A 21,228-nucleotide genomic window follows, 5' to 3' on the forward strand; every position below is an offset into this window, starting at 1 on the left:
TCAGACCGTTGTGAAGGAAGCATCGCGCATGCGTAGCTGGCTAACAAATCCTGTTTCAGGATCGGTCCACGACCCATATTCCAGCGTGCCGCGCGTGAGGATCGGCGCGTTGAACTGCACGAAAGTCTGCTTCGCCGCGAGATAGACCACGACGATATTGTCCGGCCAGTCGGAATCCGACGAGCAGAACGGGCAGATCGACATTGGTATCTCGGTTAGCACAAAGAAATTGGCTTCCGCCTTCAAGGGCGGCGCCATGAAGCCGCTGATGGCAACCTGCTTTCCAGCGGACTGTTTGACCTGATCAGAAAACTCAAGGCCCAGCACGCCGAAACTCTTATAGAGATTGTTGAAGCCGAGTTGCTCGGCAGCCCGCGCCTGCGGGATAGCTGTCGCCAGCGGCATGGCCAGTGCGCCAAGCATCACTTGTCGGCGGCTAAGATGGTTCCGGTTGAACATCGGACGCTCCATCAATTGCGGACAAGCGGCGCGAGCCGCCTGCCCTGTTTCAGGATAAGCCTTCCTATTCGGACTTCGGCTTGCCAAGAGCAAAAGCATCGGCAAGGACGCGATACACATCGCTCTGTTCCATATAGCCGCGCAGCCCTTCAGAACCCGGACCCGTCGCCTGAAGGACGATATCGTCTACCGCGTGAACGCCGGTATCCTCGTCTTTCGGGATGTTGCCCTGCACGAAGACCGCGCCCGGCACATCCTTATAGGCTTCATTGGCGACATACTCGCCCTTTTCGTTCTTGATGGCCGGAACGAACGGATCATCCAGCTTCGGCCGGAAGGTTTCATAATGATCCGGGCCGTTATTGGCAGCCATGAACAGGCGGCGCGAAACGTCCACGCGATCCGGATAGCCGTCTCCGTCCTTGTCCTCATAGTTCGGGAAACCAGCCGCATCATAGGTGCCAACCTTGGCGCGCATTTCATCGCCCGGCTTGTCATCATCGACCGTACCGATAATTGCCACGCCATGAGTGTGGTCGCCGGTCACGACGATCAGCGTATCCGGGTTGTTCTTGGCGAATTCCTGCGCCACACCGACAGCCTTGTCGAACTCGATCGTGTCGACCAGCGCCCGCTCCCAATCGAGCGGATGGCTCATCTTGTCGATCGAAGCGCCTTCCACCATCAGGAAGAAGCCGTCCGGGTTCTTGGAGAGCTTGTCGAGTGCCGCCTTGGTCATGTCGACCAGGCCCGGCTGGTTCGGGAACTTGTCGACAGTGCCCTTCTTCAGAAAGTCGCGATCCAGCGTCACATCCATATTGCCGGTGTGAAACAGGCCAAGCAGGTTCTGCTGGTTGGACTGCCCGGAAGCGGCCAGCTCGTTCTTGTCGGTAACGATGGCATAACCTGCGTCACGGAACAGCTGGATATAATCCTTGTCGTCCTTGCGCTTGGAGCCCGGAACATCCTTACTCAGGAAATAGGCCGAACCGCCGCCCAGAAGCACATCGGGCCTCACATCGTAGAACATGCCGACAATGTCTGCCTTGTCGGAACGCTTGCGCGTGTGGGAAACCAGCGCGGCAGGCGTTGCATCTTCGACTTCTGACGTGGAAACGATGCCGATGGATTTTTTCGTCTGGCGGCGTAGCGCTTCGCCGATTGTTTCGACCTTCGGGTCATCCTGACTCGCCGGAGTGCGGTCAGCATAAACGCCAAGCGCGTTCACCCGCGCTTTGTGGCCGGTCATGTAAGCCGACATGGTGTTGGCGCTGTCGGTCGCAATCGAATGGGTCGATGACGTGCCGATAAAGGCAACCGGCGGAACATCATCCATATTGAGACGGCCATTGGCCTTGCCACCCGCCATGCCCTTGGACATGATGCGCGCGCCGGTGCGATGCGCGACCGAAAGACCATCGGCCACCAGGAAGATGATGTTCTTGGCTTTCGCTTCTGTCGCGGTCGGGTACACATCCCAGGTGACGGCCTTCGTCTCGTCGCCAGCCGAGATTTCAACCTTATAGGCGCCCGGCTCTGCAATTTTCAGATCGCGCAGAATGAGGGCTGAGCCGAGAACCTTGTCCTCGCTCCCCTTTTCTTCCGCAACGAATTCTGCTTTGGCGCCAAACACTGTTTCGTAATCCTTGCCGTTGACGGTCACCTTGACCTCTTCCGGCTTCACCACCTTGTCGAGTTCCACTTTGAAATCGAATGGCGAGCCGACCAGAATCGTGGCCCTGTCGAGCGGATAGATATCGGCGGCATTGGCGGCGCCGCTCAAAATTGTTGCGGACGCGAGAGCGAGCAAAAGCTTGCGCATGTTGGAAATCCCTTCCTACAAAGTGTCAGGTTTCCATAAGCAAGCTAGATGACGCGCATATAACGGTTTTGCATTTGTGATCGGAGGCCCACAAAGGCCCGCTTCGACGGCGTGGCAAAAGCGGTTAAAAAACCGGTCGTTTCGTCCGCGGAATGGAAAATTTCAATGCAATGAGAATAAACAAGATTTTATCGCATATGAAAGCTAATTCCGCGTTAGGTTTTCCTAGCGCGACTAGTTCAAAACCCGATCTATGAGGGGAAAATTTGCCGTTGAGACGAGCTGGGCGCTGTAAAAAGGATCTCTATAGCAACGCTTCGGATGGTAGCGCGAAGAAGTTAAAAAATCTACAGCGCTTAACCAAAAAGCACAAAAATCATCGTTCCTTTCGAAAGGGCCAGTGAAACTCGACTGGAAACTCGAATCGTGCATCGGAACAGTTGAACAGCTTTTCCGAGAAAAAATCCAGTTCCCGTTGCAGGAGCAATTTGGCTGACGCGCCCTGCCCTTTTTGCGCTGGTCACTTCATTTCCACACCGTTGTGCGGGGCGCGTCCTGCCGGATATGAACCGGACAATCGGACGCCAAGGCGCACTTGACGATTCGGGCATCCATCCCCGCCTAAAAGCGTGGACGATGACAATAAATGACTCCACCTGCGGTCGCCAGCATGCCGCTTGCAATGATAGACTGCCGTCTAATTCCAATAAAAGTCTTTAAAAACAATTCGATAAAGCAATTCGATTCGGAAGGATAAAATTCTTCGTAATTTTTAATTGCCTGCTAACCCTTTGTTAATTCGGGCAGCTCTTGCGATACAAGAAGAATCGGACATAATGACGGTATTTAGGCGGTATTAGTTCCGATGCCGTCACTAGGGATCCCAAGTCAATGAATATCGCAAATTCAACAGCAGCAGTGTCGTTTGACGACATGATATTGACGCAGGGGAGAGAAATCTCTCGCAAGCTCAATCTGCTGCGCCATGAAAACTTCCCACCGGATGCGCGGAAAAATCTGCGTCAGTTTTCTATGGCCGAAGCTGCATATTTCCTTGGCGTCTCCCCCAGCAATCTGAAGAAGCTACACCTTGAGGGCAAAGGCGTCGAGCCGACTATACTGACAGGTGGACGCCGCGCCTATAGCGTGGACCAACTGCATGAACTGCGTTTGTGGCTTGACCAGAATGGTCGCGCCGAAGTGAAGCGTTATGTTCCGCATCGCCGTGGCCATGAAAAGCTTCAGGTCATCGGCGTTGTGAATTTCAAGGGCGGCTCCGGCAAGACCACGACTGCCGCGCATCTGGCGCAGCATCTCGCCTTGACCGGTCATCGTGTGCTTGCCATCGATCTCGATCCGCAGGCCTCTTTATCGGCACTGCACGGTATCCAGCCAGAGCTGGATGAATTCCCGTCGCTTTACGAAGCCATTCGTTACGATTCCGAAAAGAAGCCCATCCGCGATGTCATTCGCCGGACGAACTTTCCCGGTCTCGATATTATTCCGGCCATGCTGGAGCTGCAGGAATATGAATATGACACGCCTTTGGCCATGCAGAATGGCGGCGAGGGCAAGATGTTCTGGAACCGCATCGCGACGGCTCTGGCCGAAGTCGATGATTCCTACGATGTGGTCGTTATCGACTGCCCTCCCCAGCTTGGCTATCTGACGCTGACGGCGCTGTCCGCTGCAACATCGGTGCTAATCACCGTTCATCCGCAGATGCTCGACCTTATGTCGATGTCGCAGTTCCTTCTGATGCTCGGCGATATTCTCAAGACCGTGCGACAGGCAGGCGGGGCGGTGCAACTCGACTGGTTCCGCTATCTGATTACCCGTTATGAACCGACCGACGTGCCGCAGGCCCAGATGGTCGGTTTCATGCAGAGCATGCTGGCCTCTCACATGCTCAAGCATCAGATGCTGAAATCGACGGCGATTTCGGATGCCGGCCTGACCAAGCAAACGCTTTACGAAGTCGAACGTTCATCCATGAACCGCGGCACCTATGATCGCGCGATGGAAGCCATGGAAGCGGTCAATTCGGAGATCTGCGGGCTTATCCACGAAGCATGGGGGCGTTAGACTGCCGTCTAAAACGGCAAATACGCAATAAAATCAGGTCTCTGACCGGTTTGAGGAATAGAGAATGGCCCGGAAGAACATATTTGACAGCGTGATGCGGAACGAACCGGCGGCGGAACAGCCTTCCCAGCCGGTCGATGCCATATCGCGCCGGTTCGGCGCTGCCAAATCGCTTTCCGCTTCGATTGATGAACTCGCCAAGCAGGCTTCACAAAGGCTGGATGGCGAAACTGTCGTTGAGCTTGATCCCAACAATCTTGATGCGTCCTTTGTTGCCGACCGTCTGCCTGAAGCCGACGATCAGGAATATCAGGAGCTTCTCGAAGCCATTCGCGAGCGTGGCCAGGACAGCCCTATTCTGGTGCGTCCGCATCCTGAGACCAGCGACCGTTATATGATCGTCTTTGGCCATCGCCGTGCCCGTGTTGCACGCGAACTGGGCCTCAAGGTCAAAGCCGTCATCAAGCCGCTTGCCGATCTGGAACATATTCTGAGTCAGGGTCAGGAAAACTCGGCGCGCGCTAATCTCAGCTTCATCGAGCGGGTTTTGTTTGCGGCACGTCTGGAAGCGCTTGGCTTTGAGCGTGAGGCTATTCAGGCCGCTTTGACCATCGACTATCAAACCCTGTCGAAGATGCTGACCATTCCGAAGGCGATACCAGAAGCCATTCTTCTGGCTATCGGCCCTGCCAAAGGTATTGGTCGTGATCGCTGGCTTGAACTGCGTAAGCTGATCGAAATTCCCGGCAAACAAGACGCTGCAGAAGAACTAATGGCGACCGCTGCATTCAAGGCAGCAACGTCGGCTGATCGCTTCGAACAGCTTTACGGTTATCTGAAGGGCGCCCGTCAGAAGAAGTCCGTCACCAAGGCCGCTTTGCGCCCCGGTGCGACATGGACCGCTTCGGACAAGTCCGTCAGCGCCACAATCAAACAGAACGGCAAATCGACAACGCTGGCTCTTGGTGCAGCCAATGGGCCTCGCTTTGCCGAATGGATCTCGCGTAATCTGGATACGCTTTATGCGTCCTTCCAGAACGACGAGAAGTAACAAGCTTTCGGATTGGAAAGCGGTTTCCGCAGCCCGGTCCAGTGTCTGAGTACGATTATCTGCGTATCTGTATCGAGACGATCAAGAGCATTTCCAGCGAAACTCTGAAACGGTTTTGCGGGTCATGCAGGCGTTAAATTGAAGAGATGAGTGGTAGCCAACAATCCGGTTGGAAAATCGCTCAAGCGAAAAGGAACGAGATAGCAAAAGAAAAAGGCCCCCAAACGTCGCCGCGTGGAAGCCCTTCTCATTGGTTTAGCAGCTAGAGAATCGCAAATCCACGAATCACTGTCAAGTGTCTTAAGCGTCTTTTCGGCGGGTGGATTTCTTTTGCCTTGTGGAAGGTGAAAGAAAATGGAGATGCATTTGGCTTCGACGCCGTTTGGCAGTCGACCGATGACGGCTGCCTTGTTGGCAGCGCAACGCAATGCCCGACAAATGCCGCAAGACCTTGCCGTCGATAAGTGGCAGATGCATCGCTGGCTGTGCGAAGCAAAGACGATTTATGGGTTGAATGATCGCTCACTGGCGGTTCTGTCAGCATTGCTGTCCTTTCATCCGGACAATCATCTCAAAGCCAATGAAGGACTGGTCGTCTTTCCATCCAACAAGCAATTGGCGTTGCGTGCCCATGGCATGGCGGACGCTACATTGCGGCGTCATCTTAGCGCGCTGGTCGATGCCGGTTTCATCACGCGTCAGGACAGTCCGAACGGCAAGCGTTATGCACGTCGGGCCAAAGGCGGCGAGTTGCAGATTGCATTTGGCTTTTCGCTCGCTCCTTTGCTGTTGCGCGCCGAAGAACTCGAAACCTCCGCTGAACAGGTGAGGGCCGAGAAGGCTGGATTACGCGAGCAGCGTGAACGCTTAACCTTGCTGCGTCGCGATATCGCCAAGCTGATTGAATTTGCTATGGTCGAGAAGCTTTCCGGTGATTGGTCAGCAATCAACCAGCGCTTTCGGGCCATTGTTGATACGATTCCACGTCGTGCCGAACGCGATGAACTGGCTCTGTTGGTCGCCGCAATGGAGGCACTTTTGGTCGAAGTCGATAAGTTGTTGAATATTCATCAAAATATCGAAAATTTGAGCGGCAATGAGTCTCAAAATGAGCGGCAGCAAATTGAATCAAATCCAGATTCCTATTTTGAAAAGGACAGCGTTTCGCAAATCGACCAGTGCCAGATGATAACCGACAAGGCACAGCCAGAACCGACGGTCTCGCTCGATATGGTTTTGCGCGCCTGTCCGGAGATTGAAGCCTATTCATCCAGCCCTATCCGGCAATGGCATGGACTGATGAATGCCGCAGAGACAGTACGCAGTTTCATCGGGATTGACGCCAAACTCTATGATTTGGCTAAAAAGACGCTTGGAAACTATAATACGGCCATCGCAATTGCCTATATTCTCCAGCGTTATGATCAGATTCGATCGGCAGGCGGTTATCTGCGGATATTGACGGAAAAGGCTGCGGATAGTGGTTTTTCGATCAAGCCGATGATGCTCGCCGCGCTGAATGCACGACGCCGCGCCCAATAGGCAGTAACAGCAAATTTATCAAATATAACGTTTCTAAGAGGCGAAAAAGGAGAGTAATCGATACCGAAAGTGCTTAGTGCTACGCAAGACAAGGAAACAAAGGAAGATATTATATGTTCCTAATATTTCAACAACTTGCATTTGGAAGCACCATAGGTCTGATCAATGTTGTTCTGCATGCTTTAGCAACAATCCTGGTTATCAGGACGACGCGACTTCTCCATAAATCCCTGCGGAAATACGCTATGTTGGCGCTGATATCGACAATGTCGGTTGCCGCGTCGGTTTTGCTGGCAACACAGGTCATCGAAATCATAATATGGTCGGCGTCCTATACCATGGTTCTCGCCATACCCGCCGGGGCAGACGCGCTCTATTTTGCTTTCGTGAATTTTACCTCGCTCGGATATGGAGATATAGTTCCGCTCGCACGCTGGCATCTCATGGGTCCGATGACCGCAATGAATGGCGTTTTGCTCTTCGGCTGGTCTACAGCGGTTCTATTTCAGGTCCTGACAGTCGCGTTACAAAACCAGAAAACGCCGCGCTTTATTCCAAGACTGGCCCCTGACGAGTAGGTCAAATAGCCAAGTAAGGGCTCTCATCCGACAACCGTAATATTTAAGAACGGAGTATCCGTGCAGTGAACTTGACTATCGATTTCATCAAATATGTTTCTATTGTTTTCATCGGTCTTCTGCCGATCATGAACCCGCTCACGACAATTCCGCTCTATATGGCTTTGACCAAGCGGATGAGCGTAGAGAACAAGCGCAAACAGGCTGTCAAAGCCTGCATCTACGCGTTCTCGATCCTGACGGCATTTCTGCTGCTGGGGCAGGGGATCATCGCGCTGTTCAATATATCGCTTCCGGGCATCCGAGTCGCAGGCGGCATCATCATCATGATCCTGGCGCTGCGAATGATCTTCTCTGGTGAAGACACCTCGTCGGAGGTCAATGTCGAGCCTTCCGAGATCAAGAAGGCGGAAATCGATTATTCGTTTTCGCCACTTGCCATGCCCAGCCTTGCGGGTCCGGGGTCGATTGCCGTGGTGATGAGTTTTGGTTCGCAAATTCCCGCCGAACACACCATCATCGGCCATATTATCGTGATCGTGGCCATTCTGCTGACGGTCAGCATCGCTTATGCGGCGCTGTCATCGGCAACGTTCCTCGAAAGAATGCTCGGCGATCACGGCATGCAGGCGATCACCAAGATCATGGGCTTTCTCCTGACCTGCATTGCCGTGCAGTTTCTGGCCTCCGGCGTTCACGATTTCTATATCGAGTTCGCCAAGCTGTAAGCGTTCATCTCATTCCATGGCGATGCTGTGATCGACTTCCTGCGCAACCTTTGGCTTGCGGAGCAAAAGAACGAGCGGCATCGCCAGAAGCGACATCAGCATCAACAGCTTGAAATCATCGATATAGGAAATGATTGTCGCCTGTTCGGTGATGATATTGTCCAGAAGCGCGCGTCCGGCAGCTGTTGTCGGATTGAGATATTGTGAAACGACAGCGCCATCGAAATTATGATTGAATGGCGTGACATAGGCGCTGATAGCGGCGTGGTTGGCCTGCACATTTTCCGTCAGCAGCGCTGCAACAATCGATATGCCGACGCTCGATCCGATGTTGCGGGACAGATTATACAGGCCGGTGCCGTCGCCGCGCAGATGCGCGGGGAGGGTGGAAAAGGCAATCGTGGTCAAGGGCACGAACAGGAAGCCCAGACCTGCACCCTGAATGAAGCCAACCCGCACAATGGTCCATTGCGAAACATCAGGCGTCCAGCCCGTCATTTCATACATGGCCCAGGCCGTCAGTCCGAGACCGGTCAAAAGCAGATAACGTGAATCCACGCGGCCAATCAGCTTGCCGACCAGAAACATGCAAGCCATGGTGCCCATGCCGCGCGGTCCCATCACGATACCGGCTGTGGTCACTGGATAGCCCATCAAGGTCTGGAGATAAGGCGTCATCAGCGCCAGCGATGCCAGATAGGTCACGCCGATGATGAAGATGAAGAGCATGCTCACCGCAAAATTGCGGTCGAGAAACAGCTGCGGTTTGACGAAAGAATTTTCTGCCGTGAATGTGTGCACCACAAGCAGGTAAAGGGCTGCCGCGCAAACCAGCGACTCGATGACGATTTCGCTCGATGAAAACCAGTCCATCTGCTCGCTGCGGTCGAGAAACAATTGCAGTGAGGCAATGGCGAGACTGAGCAGGCCGAAGCCGGTCCAGTCGAGACGCGCCGTCCGGTCTATCCTGGTTTCAGACACAAAGACCATGATGCCACCGAAAGCCAGCGCACCAATCGGCACATTGATGTAGAAAACCCAGCGCCAGCTCATATTGTCAGTCAGCCAGCCGCCGATGACAGGCCCCAAAACCGGGCCGACCATCACCGAAACGCCGAAAAGCGCCATGGCGGAGCCACGTTCTTCCAGCGTATAGATATCGAGCAGAATGCCTTGCGACAGCGGCACCAGCGAAGCGCCGAACAGGCCCTGCAACAGCCGGAAACCGACAATCTGCGGCAGGGATTGTGCAAGCCCGCACAAGACGGAGGCCAGCACGAAGCCCGCAATAGCCGCCAGCAACACGCGCTTGCGACCGAATTTGGCGGCCAGAAAGCCGGACGGCGGCGTCATGATCGCAGCCGCCACGATATAAGAGGTCAGCACCCAGTTGATCTGGTCGGCGCTTGCCGAAACGCTGCCCTGAATATAGGGCAGTGCGACATTGGCAATCGTCGTATCCAGCGCCTGCATGATGACCGCGAGAATGACGCAAGCGGTGATCGCGCCGCGATGCGCGACGATGGACGCGCCGGAAATGGCGACGTTAGACATGGTTTCCGCCACCGAAGAGATTGGTAATGAAGCGCGGCAGACCGCGCGAATGGCCGGTATCGACCTCCACATTCACGCTCATGCCGACACGTAGCGGCGGTTGGCCATTCTTATTGTCGATGCTGACGCGCATGGGGATGCGCTGCACGACCTTGACCCAGTTGCCGGACGTGTTTTGCGCCGGCAGCAGCGAGAAGCTGGAACCCGAAGCCGGGCTGATGCTGGCGACTTTGCCCTCCCAGCGGGCATCGGGATAGGTATCGACCGAGATCGTCACCGGCTGGCCGGGTTCGATCCCGGTCAGTTCGGTTTCCTTCGGATTGGCGGTGATCCAGAGATGATCGGATGAAACGAGCGAAAAAGCCTGTTGCGCGGCTTGCAGATAGGAGCCGACCTGCAAGCTGTTCACATTGGTGACGATGCCGTCGAAGGGCGCACGAACTGTCGCGTCATCAAGCTGGCGCTGGGCTTCATCGAGCTTGGCCTTGGCCTGTAGAAAAAGCGGGTTTTGCTCCACCGGTTGGTCCGCATTGCCGCCGAGCTCAGCCAGCGCCGACTGGGCCTGCGCCTTCGCCACGGCAACCTTCTGCTTGGCGGCATCGAGGTCGTGTTTCGCCTGATCGAAAGTCGCGCGCGATGACGCGCTGGTCGCCACGAGATCCTGCTGCCGCTTGAAGGTCGCCTGATAGAAGGGCAGATCGGCCTCGGCCTGCGTGATTTCAGCAAGCGATTGCTGATAGCTGGCCTGAAGCGCAAGAATCTGATTGCGCACATGGCCGAGTTCGGCCTGAGCGCCTTCAAGCGCAATGGCAAAGGAATCCGGCTTCAGGCGAAACAACACCTGTCCGGCTTTGACCAGCTCGTTTTCATGCACGTCAATACCAGCGACAAGGCCCGAAACATCGGTCGAAATGCCCACCATATCGGCCTGCACATAGGCATTATCCGTCGAAACATAGCGCCCGCCGGTAACGTAGAAATAGCCGCCGACAACAAGCGCCAGCGGCAGAAGAGAAAACATCATGCGGCGGCGCTTTAACCGGCGGCGAGTGGCAATCTCGCTTGCGGCGGGCTTTTGGGACGCGTCGGTGGCCGCTTGCGGCTGTGCGGTCGGACCCGTGCTTTCAGCGCGGGTTTCCCGACGTGCTTCAGGCTCATCCCGTTCGATAGTGGCGGGATGCTTTACGATATTGGACGTGTCAGTCATGATCTGTATCTTCGTTGACGATTTCAGGACTTACGGGAGTCCGGCAAGCCCGGGAGAGATTGTCTTTCATCGACAGGAGGGTCTGGATCAACTGCTCCTGTTCCGCCTGCGAAACACCTTCAAGCGCCTCGGCCCGCGTCTGGCCGCCGAGTTCGCGCATATCTTCCAGAAGGGGCATAGCCGCCTCGCATATGAAAATCAGATGCGCACGCCGATCGGTCGGGTGGGGTCGTCTTTCGACAAATCCCTGTTCAACGAGCCGGTCGAGAATGCGCGTGAGAGTTATAGCCTCCACGTCCAGCAGATCAGCCAGACTGCGTTGCATGATCCCGTCATTCTTCGAGAGGAAAGCGAGCGTTTGCCACTGGGCCCGTGTCAGGCCAGTTCCGCGTGCGCGCTGCTCAAAACGTTTGCGAAGAAGGCGGGCCACATCATGCAACAGAAAACCGAGAACGCGGGTGTCCGCCACTTGTATGCCCACTTATTTATAAGCTACCTTATTATTTGTAGCTTATGACAAGTGTCTTGAATATGGCAAGCGAATTGGATCGCAGGCGGCGGCCCGCGATTTCACAATCACGTGACAACTTTTTGGGAGTGGGCGTTGCCGGTCAGTGCGCTGGTTGCGGCGTGACGGCTTCCAGCCATTGCGCGCGATAAGCGGCATAGACATTGCCGGAAGCGTCATTATCCGGCTGATAGGTTCTGCCGTGCTTTTCCTTCGGCGTCGCACCCGCCAGAAGCCCGGCACCGGTGGCCGTTCCCGTCGATCCGGCAATGGCTTCAACCTCGCGTCCCGAGAAATTCGCCAATGCTTTCAGATAAATAGCATTATCGGAAAAAGGGCCTTCGACCACAATAGGCCCCCTAGCACCCAGCAGGCCAAGGCAGCTTTCCGTCATCAGCGCGGCATAGACGCACGCGGCAGCATAACGTTCGGCATCGCTCGCCTGATCCGCATTGCGCCAACGCAGATGCGTGTTGGGGAAAGGGCCACAGTTCGGAACGGCGGAAGGCAGAGCCATGATCCCGTGATGCAGAATCTGCGCGGCAAGGGCATCGTATTCGGTGGGGGAGGGTCTTTGCAGCCCTTCGGTCATCAGATCGAATTCGCGCCCGCCCATATAACGCGCCGAAGGCACGGTACAGCCATAGGCATCGACATTGGCCAGCGTGTCGCGTTTTGGGTCTAGCCCGTCGAGATTGCCGCCCACGGCGAAGCTCACCACCCAAGTGCCCGTCGAAACCACCGAAAACGCGCCTTCGCGATCCATCAGATGGGCGAGCAGCGAAGCATTGGAATCGTGAATGCCGCAATGTACCGTAACGGGCAAGGGCAGTCCTATTTCCATCGCGATCGCTGGCATCAGCGGCCCAAGCGCGTCGAAGGCGGAGCGCAGCGGCGGGAATTTTTCGCGAATGTCCAGACGGTCGACAAGCGCCGAAAAAGCAGATTGCTTCGGTAGCCACAAATCCGTGTGACAGCCAAGCGACGTGACTTCTGACGCGGCAATGCCGGTCAGACGCCAGGCCCAATATTGCGGATAGGTGAATATGAAATGCGTGCGCGCAAAATCGGCGGGGAAGGCCGTTTTCAGATAGTGAAGCTGCGCACCGAGATTAAGGCCAAGCGACAGGGTCGGCGAAAAAGTATCGCGAAAGTCCGGTTTTATGGCTGCATAGGCGGCACGAATCTCGGCTGGATATTCAAGCTCATAGTCGAGTACCGGCATTGCCAGCGTGCCGTCTTCAGCAACGAGGGCCGCCGATGCGCCATGCGTGGTGATGGAAATGGCATCGAAACCCGGCTCCAGCGCAAATTCCGAGAGACTTGCCAGAAAGAAGCGCCATAGCGCCTCGATATCATAATGCGGATAGGGGCCGTCGCGAAGTACAGTGTTCGGCATGCGGCGCGCGGCAATTTCCTCGCCGCCTGCCGCATCGAGTATGACGACTTTGGCATTGGTCTTGCCGATATCGAGAATGGCGATGCGCTTCATGACATGTGAAACACTGGCTTGAGATCGACGGAAACTGGCGAATTATCAGGGTTCGTCGCCATGATATCGGCCATATGCGCCCACCATTTTTTCATCACTGGATGGTCGGGCAGGGCGGCCATGCCGTGTCCGGCGCTGCGCGTCAGCACGCCAAACAGGCTATTGGTTTCTTCATCGAGATAGATGGCATAGTCCGACACGCCTGCCGTGTGCAGAAGTTCTACCAGTTCCGGCCAGATTTCGTCATGGCGGCGGCGATATTCGGCCTCCATGCCGGGATTGAGCGTCATGCGAAATGCATAGCGTTCCGTCGTCATGCCGTGCGCCTCGCTCTGAACTGTCGGATCAGGATCGGCAGCGAAATGGTGATAATCAGCAGAAGGCCGATGAAGATCGACATGACGATGCCCGGCACATTGAGAAGGCCTAGCCCGAAGGTCACGAGGCCCATCACGAAAGCGGCAATCACCACGCCGACAATGGTGCCTGATCCGCCGAGGATCGAAACGCCGCCCAGCACGACCATGGTGACGATTTCCAGCTCCCAGCCTTGCGCGATGGACGGGCGTGTGGAGCCGAGGCGCGAGGTCAGGCAGACGGCAGCGATACCGCTCATCACGCCGGTCATCAGGAACAGCACGAATTTGGTTTTTTCAACCGGAATACCAGAAAAGCGCGCCGCGAATTCATTGTTGCCGATGGCATAGACGCGGCGTCCGAAGCTGGTGGCATGCAGCAGAACGCCAAACAGCACAGCGAACAGAACGAACAGCGCAAATTCGAACGAGATCACCCAGAAGACATAGCCCTGTCCGAAATAGGCAAAGCTTTCCGGATAGCCGCCAAAGGCCTGATCGCCGAGCACGATATAGGAAATACCGCGGAAAAGGCTCATCGTGCCGATGGTCACGACGATGGATGGCAGTTTCAGCCCGGCCACCAGCCCGCCATTGATCGCGCCGCAGACAAGGCCCGTGCCGATGCCGATGGCGACCAGACCCGGCGTGCCGACGCCCGCCTGCGCGGCCGCGCCCATGGCCGTCGAGGAAAGCGCGATGATCGCGGCGACCGAGAGGTCGATTTCACCGGAAATGATCAGAAGCGTCATCGCAAAGGCAATCAGCGCCTTTTCCGTGAAGTTGAACGTGGCGTCGGAGAGGTTCCAGGCATCGAGAAAATAGGGCGAGGCGAAGGAATTCGCGATGAAGATCGCAATCGCCACGCCAAGCAGCAGCATTTCCCAGCTGGCGAAGATGCGCGAGAAGGGCGTGCCTAGGCGGTCTGGAATGTGACGGCGCTGGTCGTTGGTATCGGTCTCGCTCATGCCGCAACCTCCTCATAAGTCTTCGCGGCCTTATCGCGCAGGATGATGCGTCCGCGCCGCTTTTCCTGCCGCGCATTGAAAATCACCGCCAGAATGATGACGGAACCGGAAATCGCCATCTGCCAGAAGGGTGAAATGTCGATAACCGGCAAAGCGTTTTTGATGACACCGAGAAACAGCGCGCCCAGAACCGCACCGGCTACCGTGCCGATGCCGCCAAGCGTCGAGATGCCGCCGATGACGCAGGCCGCAACGCTGTCGAGTTCGAAACCGGCGGCCACATCCACATAGGCGACGGCATAGCGCGACACCCAGAGATAACCGCATAGTCCGGCGAGGGCCCCCGACAACACGAAGGCAAAGAAGCGCGTGCGACCCACATCGATGCCGGTATAGACGGCGGCGGTCGGATTGCCGCCGGACGCATAAAGGGCGCGTCCGAAAAATGTCCGCGTCAGCAGCACATAGACGAGCGCGACGATCAGGATTGCCGTCCAGCCGAGGAGCGGCAGGCCGAGAAAAGGCGTGCGTGGCGTGTTGAGAAAGGGCGCTGTCATCTGGTGCGCATTCACCCATGCGCCGCCGGACAGCACAAAGGCCATGCCGCGATAGATGGTGAGCGTGCCAAGCGTGACGACAATCGCCGGAATGTTGAGCTTCCAGACGAGAATGCCGTTGATCGCGCCCAGAACAGCGCCAATGCCGATGGCAAGCACGATCAGCAGCACCAGCGGCAGACCGGGATAGGTCGCGTTCAGCATCGCCACGGCCATGCCGGTAAAGGCGAGATTGGCAGCAACCGACAAATCGATCGACTTGGTCAGGATAACCGCCATCTGGCCGAGCGCGATGATGATCAGGATCGACGTGTCGTTGAAGATGCCCGCCAGATTGCCGACGCTGGCAAAGCCCGGCGCGCGGCTGGCGAACAGGCCCACCAGAAGCGCGATGATGACGAGGAGCAGGAGTTCCCGCTGTTTCGGCAATTGTTTCATGATCTACTCCGCAGCCTCCTCGGCATTGCCCGTGGCGGCGCGCACCAGCACTTCCGCGTCGAGGCTTGCGCGTTCGAAGACGCCTTCCATCAGGCCCTCGCGCATGACCATCACGCGGTCCGACATGCCGATGATTTCCGGCAGTTCCGACGAGATCATGATGATGCTGAGACCCTCGGCGGCGAGTTCGCTGATGAAGGCGTGAACCGCGGCCTTGGAACCGATATCGATGCCCTTGGTCGGTTCGTCGAGAATGATGACCTTCGGATTTGTGGCGAGCCACTTGCCGATGACGACCTTCTGCTGATTGCCGCCAGACAGCGTTCCGACCGGGACGGAAAGGGCGGCGGCGCGCAGGTCGAAGCGCTCGGCATATTTACGCGCCAGCGCCAGTTCTTCGGCCATGCGCAAAAAACCATTGCGCGAGGTGCGGGCGAGCGACGGCAGCGAAACATTCTGAAAGATCGGTAGTTGCAGCACCGCGCCGTGGCGTCCGCGCTCTTCCGGCACATAGACAATGCCATGCGCCACCGCGTCGCCGGGGCGGCGGATGCTGATCTCGCGATCTTCAAGCGTCACACGGCCACGCGATGGCTTGGTGATACCGAACAGCGATTGTGCGAATTCCGAGCGTCCCGCGCCGACAAGGCCGTAAACGCCGAGAATTTCCCCCTTGCGCAGCTCAAAGGAAATGTCGCGAAACTCGGTCGGGTGCGAATAGTTTTCAACCTTCAACACCGGCTTGCCGATGGTGACATTCTGCTTGGGGAAGGCCTGATCGACAGACCGCCCGACCATCATACGCACGATATCGTTCTGCCGCGTATCGGCAAGCGTACCGTGGCCGACGGCGTGTCCGTCGCGGAAAACCGCATAATTATCGGCGATTTCGTAGACTTCATCGAATTTGTGGCTGATGAACAGGATGGCTTTGCCCTGCGCTTTCAGCCGCGCCACGATGCGAAACAGGTCGTCCACTTCCTTGCGCGACAGGGCCGCGGTCGGCTCGTCCATGATGACGATGCGCGAATCCACCGACAGCGCGCGAGCAATGGCGACCAGATGGCGCTGGGCGATGGAAAGTTCCTTGAGCTTTATCCGGGCATCGACCGTCGTTTCCAGCGAGGAAAGCAGCGCCTGCGAACGGGCATAGACGGCCTTCCAGTTGACGAAGCCGAGTTTCGTGCGCGGCGCATGGCCGAGATAGATGTTTTCGCCCACCGACAATTCGTCAAAGAGCACGGTTTCCTGATGAATGGCCGTTACGCCGTGATCGGTCGCATCCTGTGCGGTCGCCAGATGCACCGGATTGCCGTCGATGAGGATTTCGCCTTCATCGGGCTGATAAATGCCGGTGAGGATTTTCACGAGCGTGGACTTGCCCGCGCCGTTCTCGCCGATCAATGCCGTTACCTTACCGGGATAGAGCGCGATATTGACGTCATCGAGCGCACGCACACCGGGAAATGTCTTGGCAATGCCGCGCATTTCCAGAATGGGCTGATCCGTCGGGGCAAGCACCGTCTGCTCACCGCTGGAATCACCGCTTGAGAGAAAAGCTGCATTCATTGCAGACACCTGAAATCGAATCCGGGGAATGGGAGGCGGCATCCGTTCAGCGAATGCCGCCTCTTTTCATGAATGCGCATCCTTTCGGGATGCGCTTTCCGATCAGAAGACCTTGGAGAACTGGTCGATGTTCTTTTCGTCATAGACGAAAGGATCGCTCATCGCGGCTTCGCCGTTTTCGCCGATCTTGATCTTGCCCATGCGTCCGGCATCGATTTCGGAACCCGGCTTGCCATCGGCATCACCCTTGACGAGGTGATAGGCGATCTGGGTTGCGGAATAGCCGAGATCAATCGGATTCCAGATGGCGAATTCCTTGGTCGCGCCCGACTTGATGGCGCCAGCCATTTCAGACGGCAGGCCAAGGCCCGTCACATAGACATCACCGATCTTGCCCGCATCCTTCACGGCCTGCGAAGCAGCCAGAACGCCCACGGTGGTCGGCGCCACGATGACCTTGACGTTCGGGTTCGACTTCAGGAGGCCTTGTGCTTCACGATAGCTCTTGTCGGCAAGATCGTCGCCATAGACGGTCGTGACCAGATTGAGGCCGGGGAAGTCCTTCAGTTGCTTCTTCATCTCGCCGATCCAGATATTCTGGTTGGTCGAGGTGGTGGTGGCCGACAGGATCGCAAAATCACCCTTGCCGTCTGGCAGGTGGTCGGCAACAAGCTTCAGGCACATCTTGCCAATCAGCTCGTTGGACGATGGGTTCAAATGCACGATACGGCCAGCCGGAGCCACGCCGGAATCCCACGAAATCACCTTGATGCCGCGCTGGGCGGCCTTTTTCAGCGCCGGTACGACCGCATCCGGGTCGTTGGCGGAAATGGCGATGGCGTTGACGCCCTGGGCGATCAGCGAATTGATGACTTCAATCTGGCCTTCGGCGGTCGTGGTGGTCGGGCCGGTATAGATGACCTCAACGCCGCCCAGTTCCTTGGCGGCTTCCTGCGCACCCTTGTTGGCGGCTTCAAAGAAGCCGTTGCCGAGCGACTTCGCGACGAGCGCGATCTTGATGTCGGCGGCCTGTGCTTGGGCGGCCATGAAGGCGACGGCCAGCGCAGTACCGAGTGCGAGTTTCTTGAAAAGTTTCATGTCTCATTCCTCCCAGTATAAAGACATATTTTCACAACGATCCCGGCATTGGCCGGGATGATAATAGAGTTGGCTCAGGCAACCTCGGCGGAATCCCCCTGTTCGCCACCCTTGCCGGCATTTGCGGAAGCCTGCGCTACAATCAGCCGGATACCCGCATTTTCCACCATCCGCCGCGCCTCATCGGAAATGCCGTCATCGGTGATCAGCGTGCTGACACGGTCGAGCGGGCAAAGGATGAGGCTGGAACGGCGGGTGAATTTCGATGAATCGACCATCAGGACGAGCTCGTCCGCCTGGCCCATCAGTTTCTGTTCGCTCTGGATGATCAGTGCGTCGGATTCCATCACGCCGAGCGGGCTGATACCCTGACAGCCCATGAACATGCGCCGACCGTAAAAATTACGGATGACGTCATTGTCGAAAGGCGAAAGGATCAGGCTCTGGTCGCGATAGATCGCGCCACCGGGCACGATCACCGTGCTTTTCGACTGCCGCAACAGATGTTCGGCAATGGCGAAGGAATTCGTCAGCACCTGAAGGCGGCGCGCCGTCAGATAATGCACCATCTGGAATGTCGTGGAGCCGCCATTGATAATGATGCTGTCGCCTTCATCGCAAAGCGCCACGGCTTCACGGGCGATGGCGCGCTTGCGGTCGCCATTTTCGGATTCCGAAACCTTGAAGGGACGCCCGGCCAGACTGCCGAACTGCGGCGGATGGATGGCTTCCGCTCCACCGCGCACACGCTTGATGCGGCCCTGCATATGCAACGATGCGATATCGCGCCGAAGGGTCGCTTCCGACGCCTCCGTCAATTCCACCAGATCCTGAATGGTGATCACCGGCTTTTCCTGAACAGCGCTCAGGATGATGCGGTGGCGCTCTCTTTCGTGCATGGCTCCTCCTGCTTCCATCTATTCTCAAATTGGTGGCGCATGTCAATCACAAACAATCAATAATTCGCACATGCGTGAAATATTTGATCGGTTATGATTGTTTGTGATTGACAGTATTTCGTTTCATGCGTCATATCTGCCGCCAACATGATCGCTCGCGCATGGGAAGGTGCGCGACGCGATTGGCCATACAGACTTGGGAGGATGACATGGTGGACAGCAATCGGCTGCTCGATAATCGCTGGGACGACGCCAAGGCGGCAACGCTGGATGAGCCGGGAAAGCTGCTTTACCGCTCCAATCTGCTCGGGTCAGACAAGCGCATCACCAATTATGGCGGCGGCAACACCTCTGCCAAGGTCGAGGAAATCGATCCGTTGACCGGCGAAAAGGTTCAAGTTCTCTGGGTCAAGGGTTCGGGCGGCGATGTGGGCACCATCAAGCTCGACGGTTTCGCCACGCTTTATCAGGACAAGCTCGATGCGCTGAAAGGCATCTATAAGGGCGTCGAGGATGAGGACCGCATGGTCGGCTTCCTGCCGCATTGCACCTTCAACCTCAATCCGAGGGCCGCATCCATCGATACGCCGCTGCATGGTTTTGTCGCTTTCAGCCATGTCGATCACATGCATCCCGATGCGATCATCGCGATTGCTGCCTCCAGGAATTCCCGCGAGCTGACGGCCGAGATTTTCGGTGACGATATTGGCTGGCTGCCGTGGCGTCGCCCGGGCTTCCAGCTCGGTCTCGATCTTGAGGCTTTCGTCAAGGCGCATCCAAAGGCCAAAGGCGTTGTTCTTGAAAGTCATGGGCTTTTCACCTGGGCCAATGATGCGAAGACCTGTTACGAAACCACGCTCGCCATCATCAACAAAGCCATTGAATGGCTGGACCAGAAGATGGCAGGCAAACCCGCTTTCGGCGGTGCTGTCACACAAAGTCTCGCGGCCTCCGAGCGCCGCGCCATTGCAGCGCGACTGATGCCGGAAATTCGCGGTCTTATCGGCAAGGAAGAGCGTAAGCTCGGTCACTTCGACGATCAGGATGCGGTGCTGGAATTCGTGAATGCGAAGGAACTGCGCCCGCTGGCCGCTTTGGGCACATCCTGCCCGGATCATTTTTTGCGCACCAAAATCCGCCCGCTGGTCGTCAATTTCGATCCGGCCAAGCCGGATGTGGACGCCATCGTTGCCGGGCTTGAGGATGCGCTCGAAGCCTATCGCGCCGATTACAAGCGCTATTATGAGACCTGCAAACACGACAATTCGCCCAAAATGCGCGATCCCAATCCGGTGATTTTCCTGATCCCCGGCGTCGGCATGCTGTCCTTTGCCCGCGACAAGGCGACAGCGCGTATCGCCGGCGAGTTCTATGTCAATGCGATCAATGTCATGCGCGGCGCATCTGCCGTGTCCGAATATCAGGGACTGCCGGAACAGGAAGCCTTCGACATCGAATATTGGCTGCTTGAGGAAGCCAAGCTGCAACGCATGCCGAAGCCGAAAAGCCTTGCCGGGCGCATTGCGCTTATCACGGGTGGCGCTGGCGGCATCGGCTATGCCACCGCCGAGCGGCTGGCGGGCGAGGGCGCTTGCGTGGTTCTGGCGGATATTGACGCAGAATCGCTCAAATCCGCTCACGCCAATCTATCGAAGCGTTTTGGCGCTGATCAGGTGCGCAGCGTCGAACTGAACGTGACCGACGAAAAGGGCGTCGCAAACGCCTTTGTCGAGGCCAGCGTTGAACTCGGCGGCATCGACATTCTGGTCTCCAATGCAGGCATTGCGTCATCGGCTCCTGTCGAAGCGACCGAATTGTCGATGTGGAACCGCAATATCGACATTCTGGCGACCGGCTATTTCCTCGTTTCGCGGGAGGCGTTCCGTCTGTTCCGCCGCCAGAAGATCGGCGGCAATGTGGTGTTCGTCGCCTCCAAGAATGGTCTGGCCGCATCGCCCAATGCGTCCGCCTATTGCACGGCCAAGGCTGCTGAAATCCATCTGGCCCGCTGTCTGGCGCTGGAAGGTGCCGATGCCGGTATCCGCGTCAATGTGGTCAATCCGGATGCAGTTCTGCGCGGTTCCAAGATCTGGGATGGCGAGTGGCGCGAACAGCGCGCGGCGTCCTCCAAGATCGACGTTTCGGAGCTGGAGGAGCATTATCGCAAGCGGTCGCTGTTGAAGCTCAATGTGCTGCCGGAAGATATTGCCGAGGCGATCTATTTCCTCGCCAGCGACGCTTCGGCAAAATCAACCGGTAACATCATCAATGTCGATGCCGGGAACCAGCAGAGCTTTCCGCGCTGACCGTATAATGA

At 56.7% G+C, this 21,228-nt stretch carries 18 protein-coding genes; 6 read left to right on the forward strand and 12 right to left on the reverse strand.

Going from position 1 to position 21,228, the window contains the following annotated elements:
• Both QLQ11_RS16935 and QLQ11_RS16940 read right to left on the reverse strand, forming a co-directional pair.
• On the reverse strand, positions 1–459 hold the full coding sequence (locus QLQ11_RS16935; RefSeq protein ID WP_121538412.1) for a hypothetical protein: 459 nt from the start codon (positions 457–459) through the stop codon (positions 1–3).
• Between the two features lie 64 nt (positions 460–523).
• On the reverse strand, positions 524–2,281 hold the full coding sequence (locus QLQ11_RS16940; RefSeq protein ID WP_109366825.1) for an alkaline phosphatase: 1,758 nt from the start codon (positions 2,279–2,281) through the stop codon (positions 524–526).
• Between the two features lie 891 nt (positions 2,282–3,172).
• Here QLQ11_RS16940 and repA point away from each other — a divergent pair.
• From repA to QLQ11_RS16965, 5 genes are all read left to right on the forward strand, one after another.
• Entirely contained in the window at positions 3,173–4,366 is a 1,194-nt protein-coding gene (gene repA, locus QLQ11_RS16945) for a plasmid partitioning protein RepA (RefSeq protein ID WP_371835973.1), read from the forward strand.
• 64 nt (positions 4,367–4,430) lie between these two features.
• Positions 4,431–5,417, forward strand: a complete 987-nt coding sequence (gene repB, locus QLQ11_RS16950; RefSeq protein WP_109366823.1) for a plasmid partitioning protein RepB — start codon at positions 4,431–4,433, stop codon at positions 5,415–5,417.
• Positions 5,418–5,771: 354 nt separating this feature from the next.
• Positions 5,772–6,959: a plasmid replication protein RepC gene (gene repC, locus QLQ11_RS16955; RefSeq protein WP_109366822.1), complete on the forward strand. Its 1,188-nt coding sequence runs from the start codon at positions 5,772–5,774 to the stop codon at positions 6,957–6,959.
• A gap of 245 nt (positions 6,960–7,204) precedes the next feature.
• Positions 7,205–7,537, forward strand: a complete 333-nt coding sequence (locus QLQ11_RS16960) for a potassium channel family protein (RefSeq protein ID WP_283736238.1) — start codon at positions 7,205–7,207, stop codon at positions 7,535–7,537.
• A 65-nt stretch (positions 7,538–7,602) separates the two neighbouring features.
• Positions 7,603–8,265 carry a MarC family NAAT transporter gene (locus QLQ11_RS16965; protein WP_109366820.1) on the forward strand — a complete coding sequence of 221 codons (663 nt, stop codon included), beginning with the start codon at positions 7,603–7,605 and terminating at the stop codon, positions 8,263–8,265.
• A 9-nt stretch (positions 8,266–8,274) separates the two neighbouring features.
• Here the strand turns inward: QLQ11_RS16965 and QLQ11_RS16970 are convergent, their stop codons facing one another.
• From QLQ11_RS16970 to QLQ11_RS17015, 10 genes are all read right to left on the reverse strand, one after another.
• Positions 8,275–9,819, reverse strand: coding sequence for a DHA2 family efflux MFS transporter permease subunit (locus QLQ11_RS16970; protein WP_109366819.1), 1,545 nt, complete (start codon positions 9,817–9,819; stop codon positions 8,275–8,277).
• Positions 9,812–11,026, reverse strand: coding sequence for an HlyD family secretion protein (locus QLQ11_RS16975; RefSeq protein WP_109366818.1), 1,215 nt, complete (start codon positions 11,024–11,026; stop codon positions 9,812–9,814). The genes QLQ11_RS16970 and QLQ11_RS16975 overlap by 8 nt, the downstream gene beginning before the upstream one ends.
• Entirely contained in the window at positions 11,019–11,495 is a 477-nt protein-coding gene (locus QLQ11_RS16980) for a MarR family winged helix-turn-helix transcriptional regulator (protein WP_109366817.1), read from the reverse strand. The genes QLQ11_RS16975 and QLQ11_RS16980 overlap by 8 nt, the downstream gene beginning before the upstream one ends.
• 142 nt (positions 11,496–11,637) lie before the next feature.
• Positions 11,638–13,026, reverse strand: a complete 1,389-nt coding sequence (locus tag QLQ11_RS16985; protein ID WP_109366816.1) for an FGGY-family carbohydrate kinase — start codon at positions 13,024–13,026, stop codon at positions 11,638–11,640.
• Positions 13,023–13,343, reverse strand: a complete 321-nt coding sequence (gene rhaM, locus QLQ11_RS16990) for an L-rhamnose mutarotase (RefSeq protein ID WP_109366815.1) — start codon at positions 13,341–13,343, stop codon at positions 13,023–13,025. Before rhaM ends, QLQ11_RS16985 begins: the two co-directional genes overlap by 4 nt.
• The gene (locus tag QLQ11_RS16995; protein WP_109366814.1) at positions 13,340–14,350 is read right to left on the reverse strand and encodes an ABC transporter permease; all 1,011 of its coding nucleotides are present in this window, start codon (positions 14,348–14,350) and stop codon (positions 13,340–13,342) included. The genes rhaM and QLQ11_RS16995 overlap by 4 nt, the downstream gene beginning before the upstream one ends.
• Positions 14,347–15,345: an ABC transporter permease gene (locus QLQ11_RS17000; RefSeq protein ID WP_109366813.1), complete on the reverse strand. Its 999-nt coding sequence runs from the start codon at positions 15,343–15,345 to the stop codon at positions 14,347–14,349. The genes QLQ11_RS16995 and QLQ11_RS17000 overlap by 4 nt, the downstream gene beginning before the upstream one ends.
• 3 nt (positions 15,346–15,348) lie before the next feature.
• Positions 15,349–16,914 carry a sugar ABC transporter ATP-binding protein gene (locus tag QLQ11_RS17005; RefSeq protein ID WP_167836088.1) on the reverse strand — a complete coding sequence of 522 codons (1,566 nt, stop codon included), beginning with the start codon at positions 16,912–16,914 and terminating at the stop codon, positions 15,349–15,351.
• A 102-nt stretch (positions 16,915–17,016) separates the two neighbouring features.
• Positions 17,017–18,012 (reverse strand): rhamnose ABC transporter substrate-binding protein, encoded by a 996-nt coding sequence (gene rhaS, locus QLQ11_RS17010; RefSeq protein WP_109366812.1) that lies wholly within the window; start codon positions 18,010–18,012, stop codon positions 17,017–17,019.
• Between the two features lie 74 nt (positions 18,013–18,086).
• Positions 18,087–18,911: a DeoR/GlpR family DNA-binding transcription regulator gene (locus tag QLQ11_RS17015; RefSeq protein WP_109366811.1), complete on the reverse strand. Its 825-nt coding sequence runs from the start codon at positions 18,909–18,911 to the stop codon at positions 18,087–18,089.
• 209 nt (positions 18,912–19,120) lie between these two features.
• Between QLQ11_RS17015 and QLQ11_RS17020 the strand changes: the two genes are divergently transcribed.
• Entirely contained in the window at positions 19,121–21,217 is a 2,097-nt protein-coding gene (locus tag QLQ11_RS17020) for a bifunctional rhamnulose-1-phosphate aldolase/short-chain dehydrogenase (protein WP_109366810.1), read from the forward strand.
• Positions 21,218–21,228: the final 11 nt, after the last annotated feature.

Source organism: Ochrobactrum sp. SSR (assembly GCF_030067775.1).
Lineage (GTDB): Bacteria > Pseudomonadota > Alphaproteobacteria > Rhizobiales > Rhizobiaceae > Brucella > Brucella teleogrylli.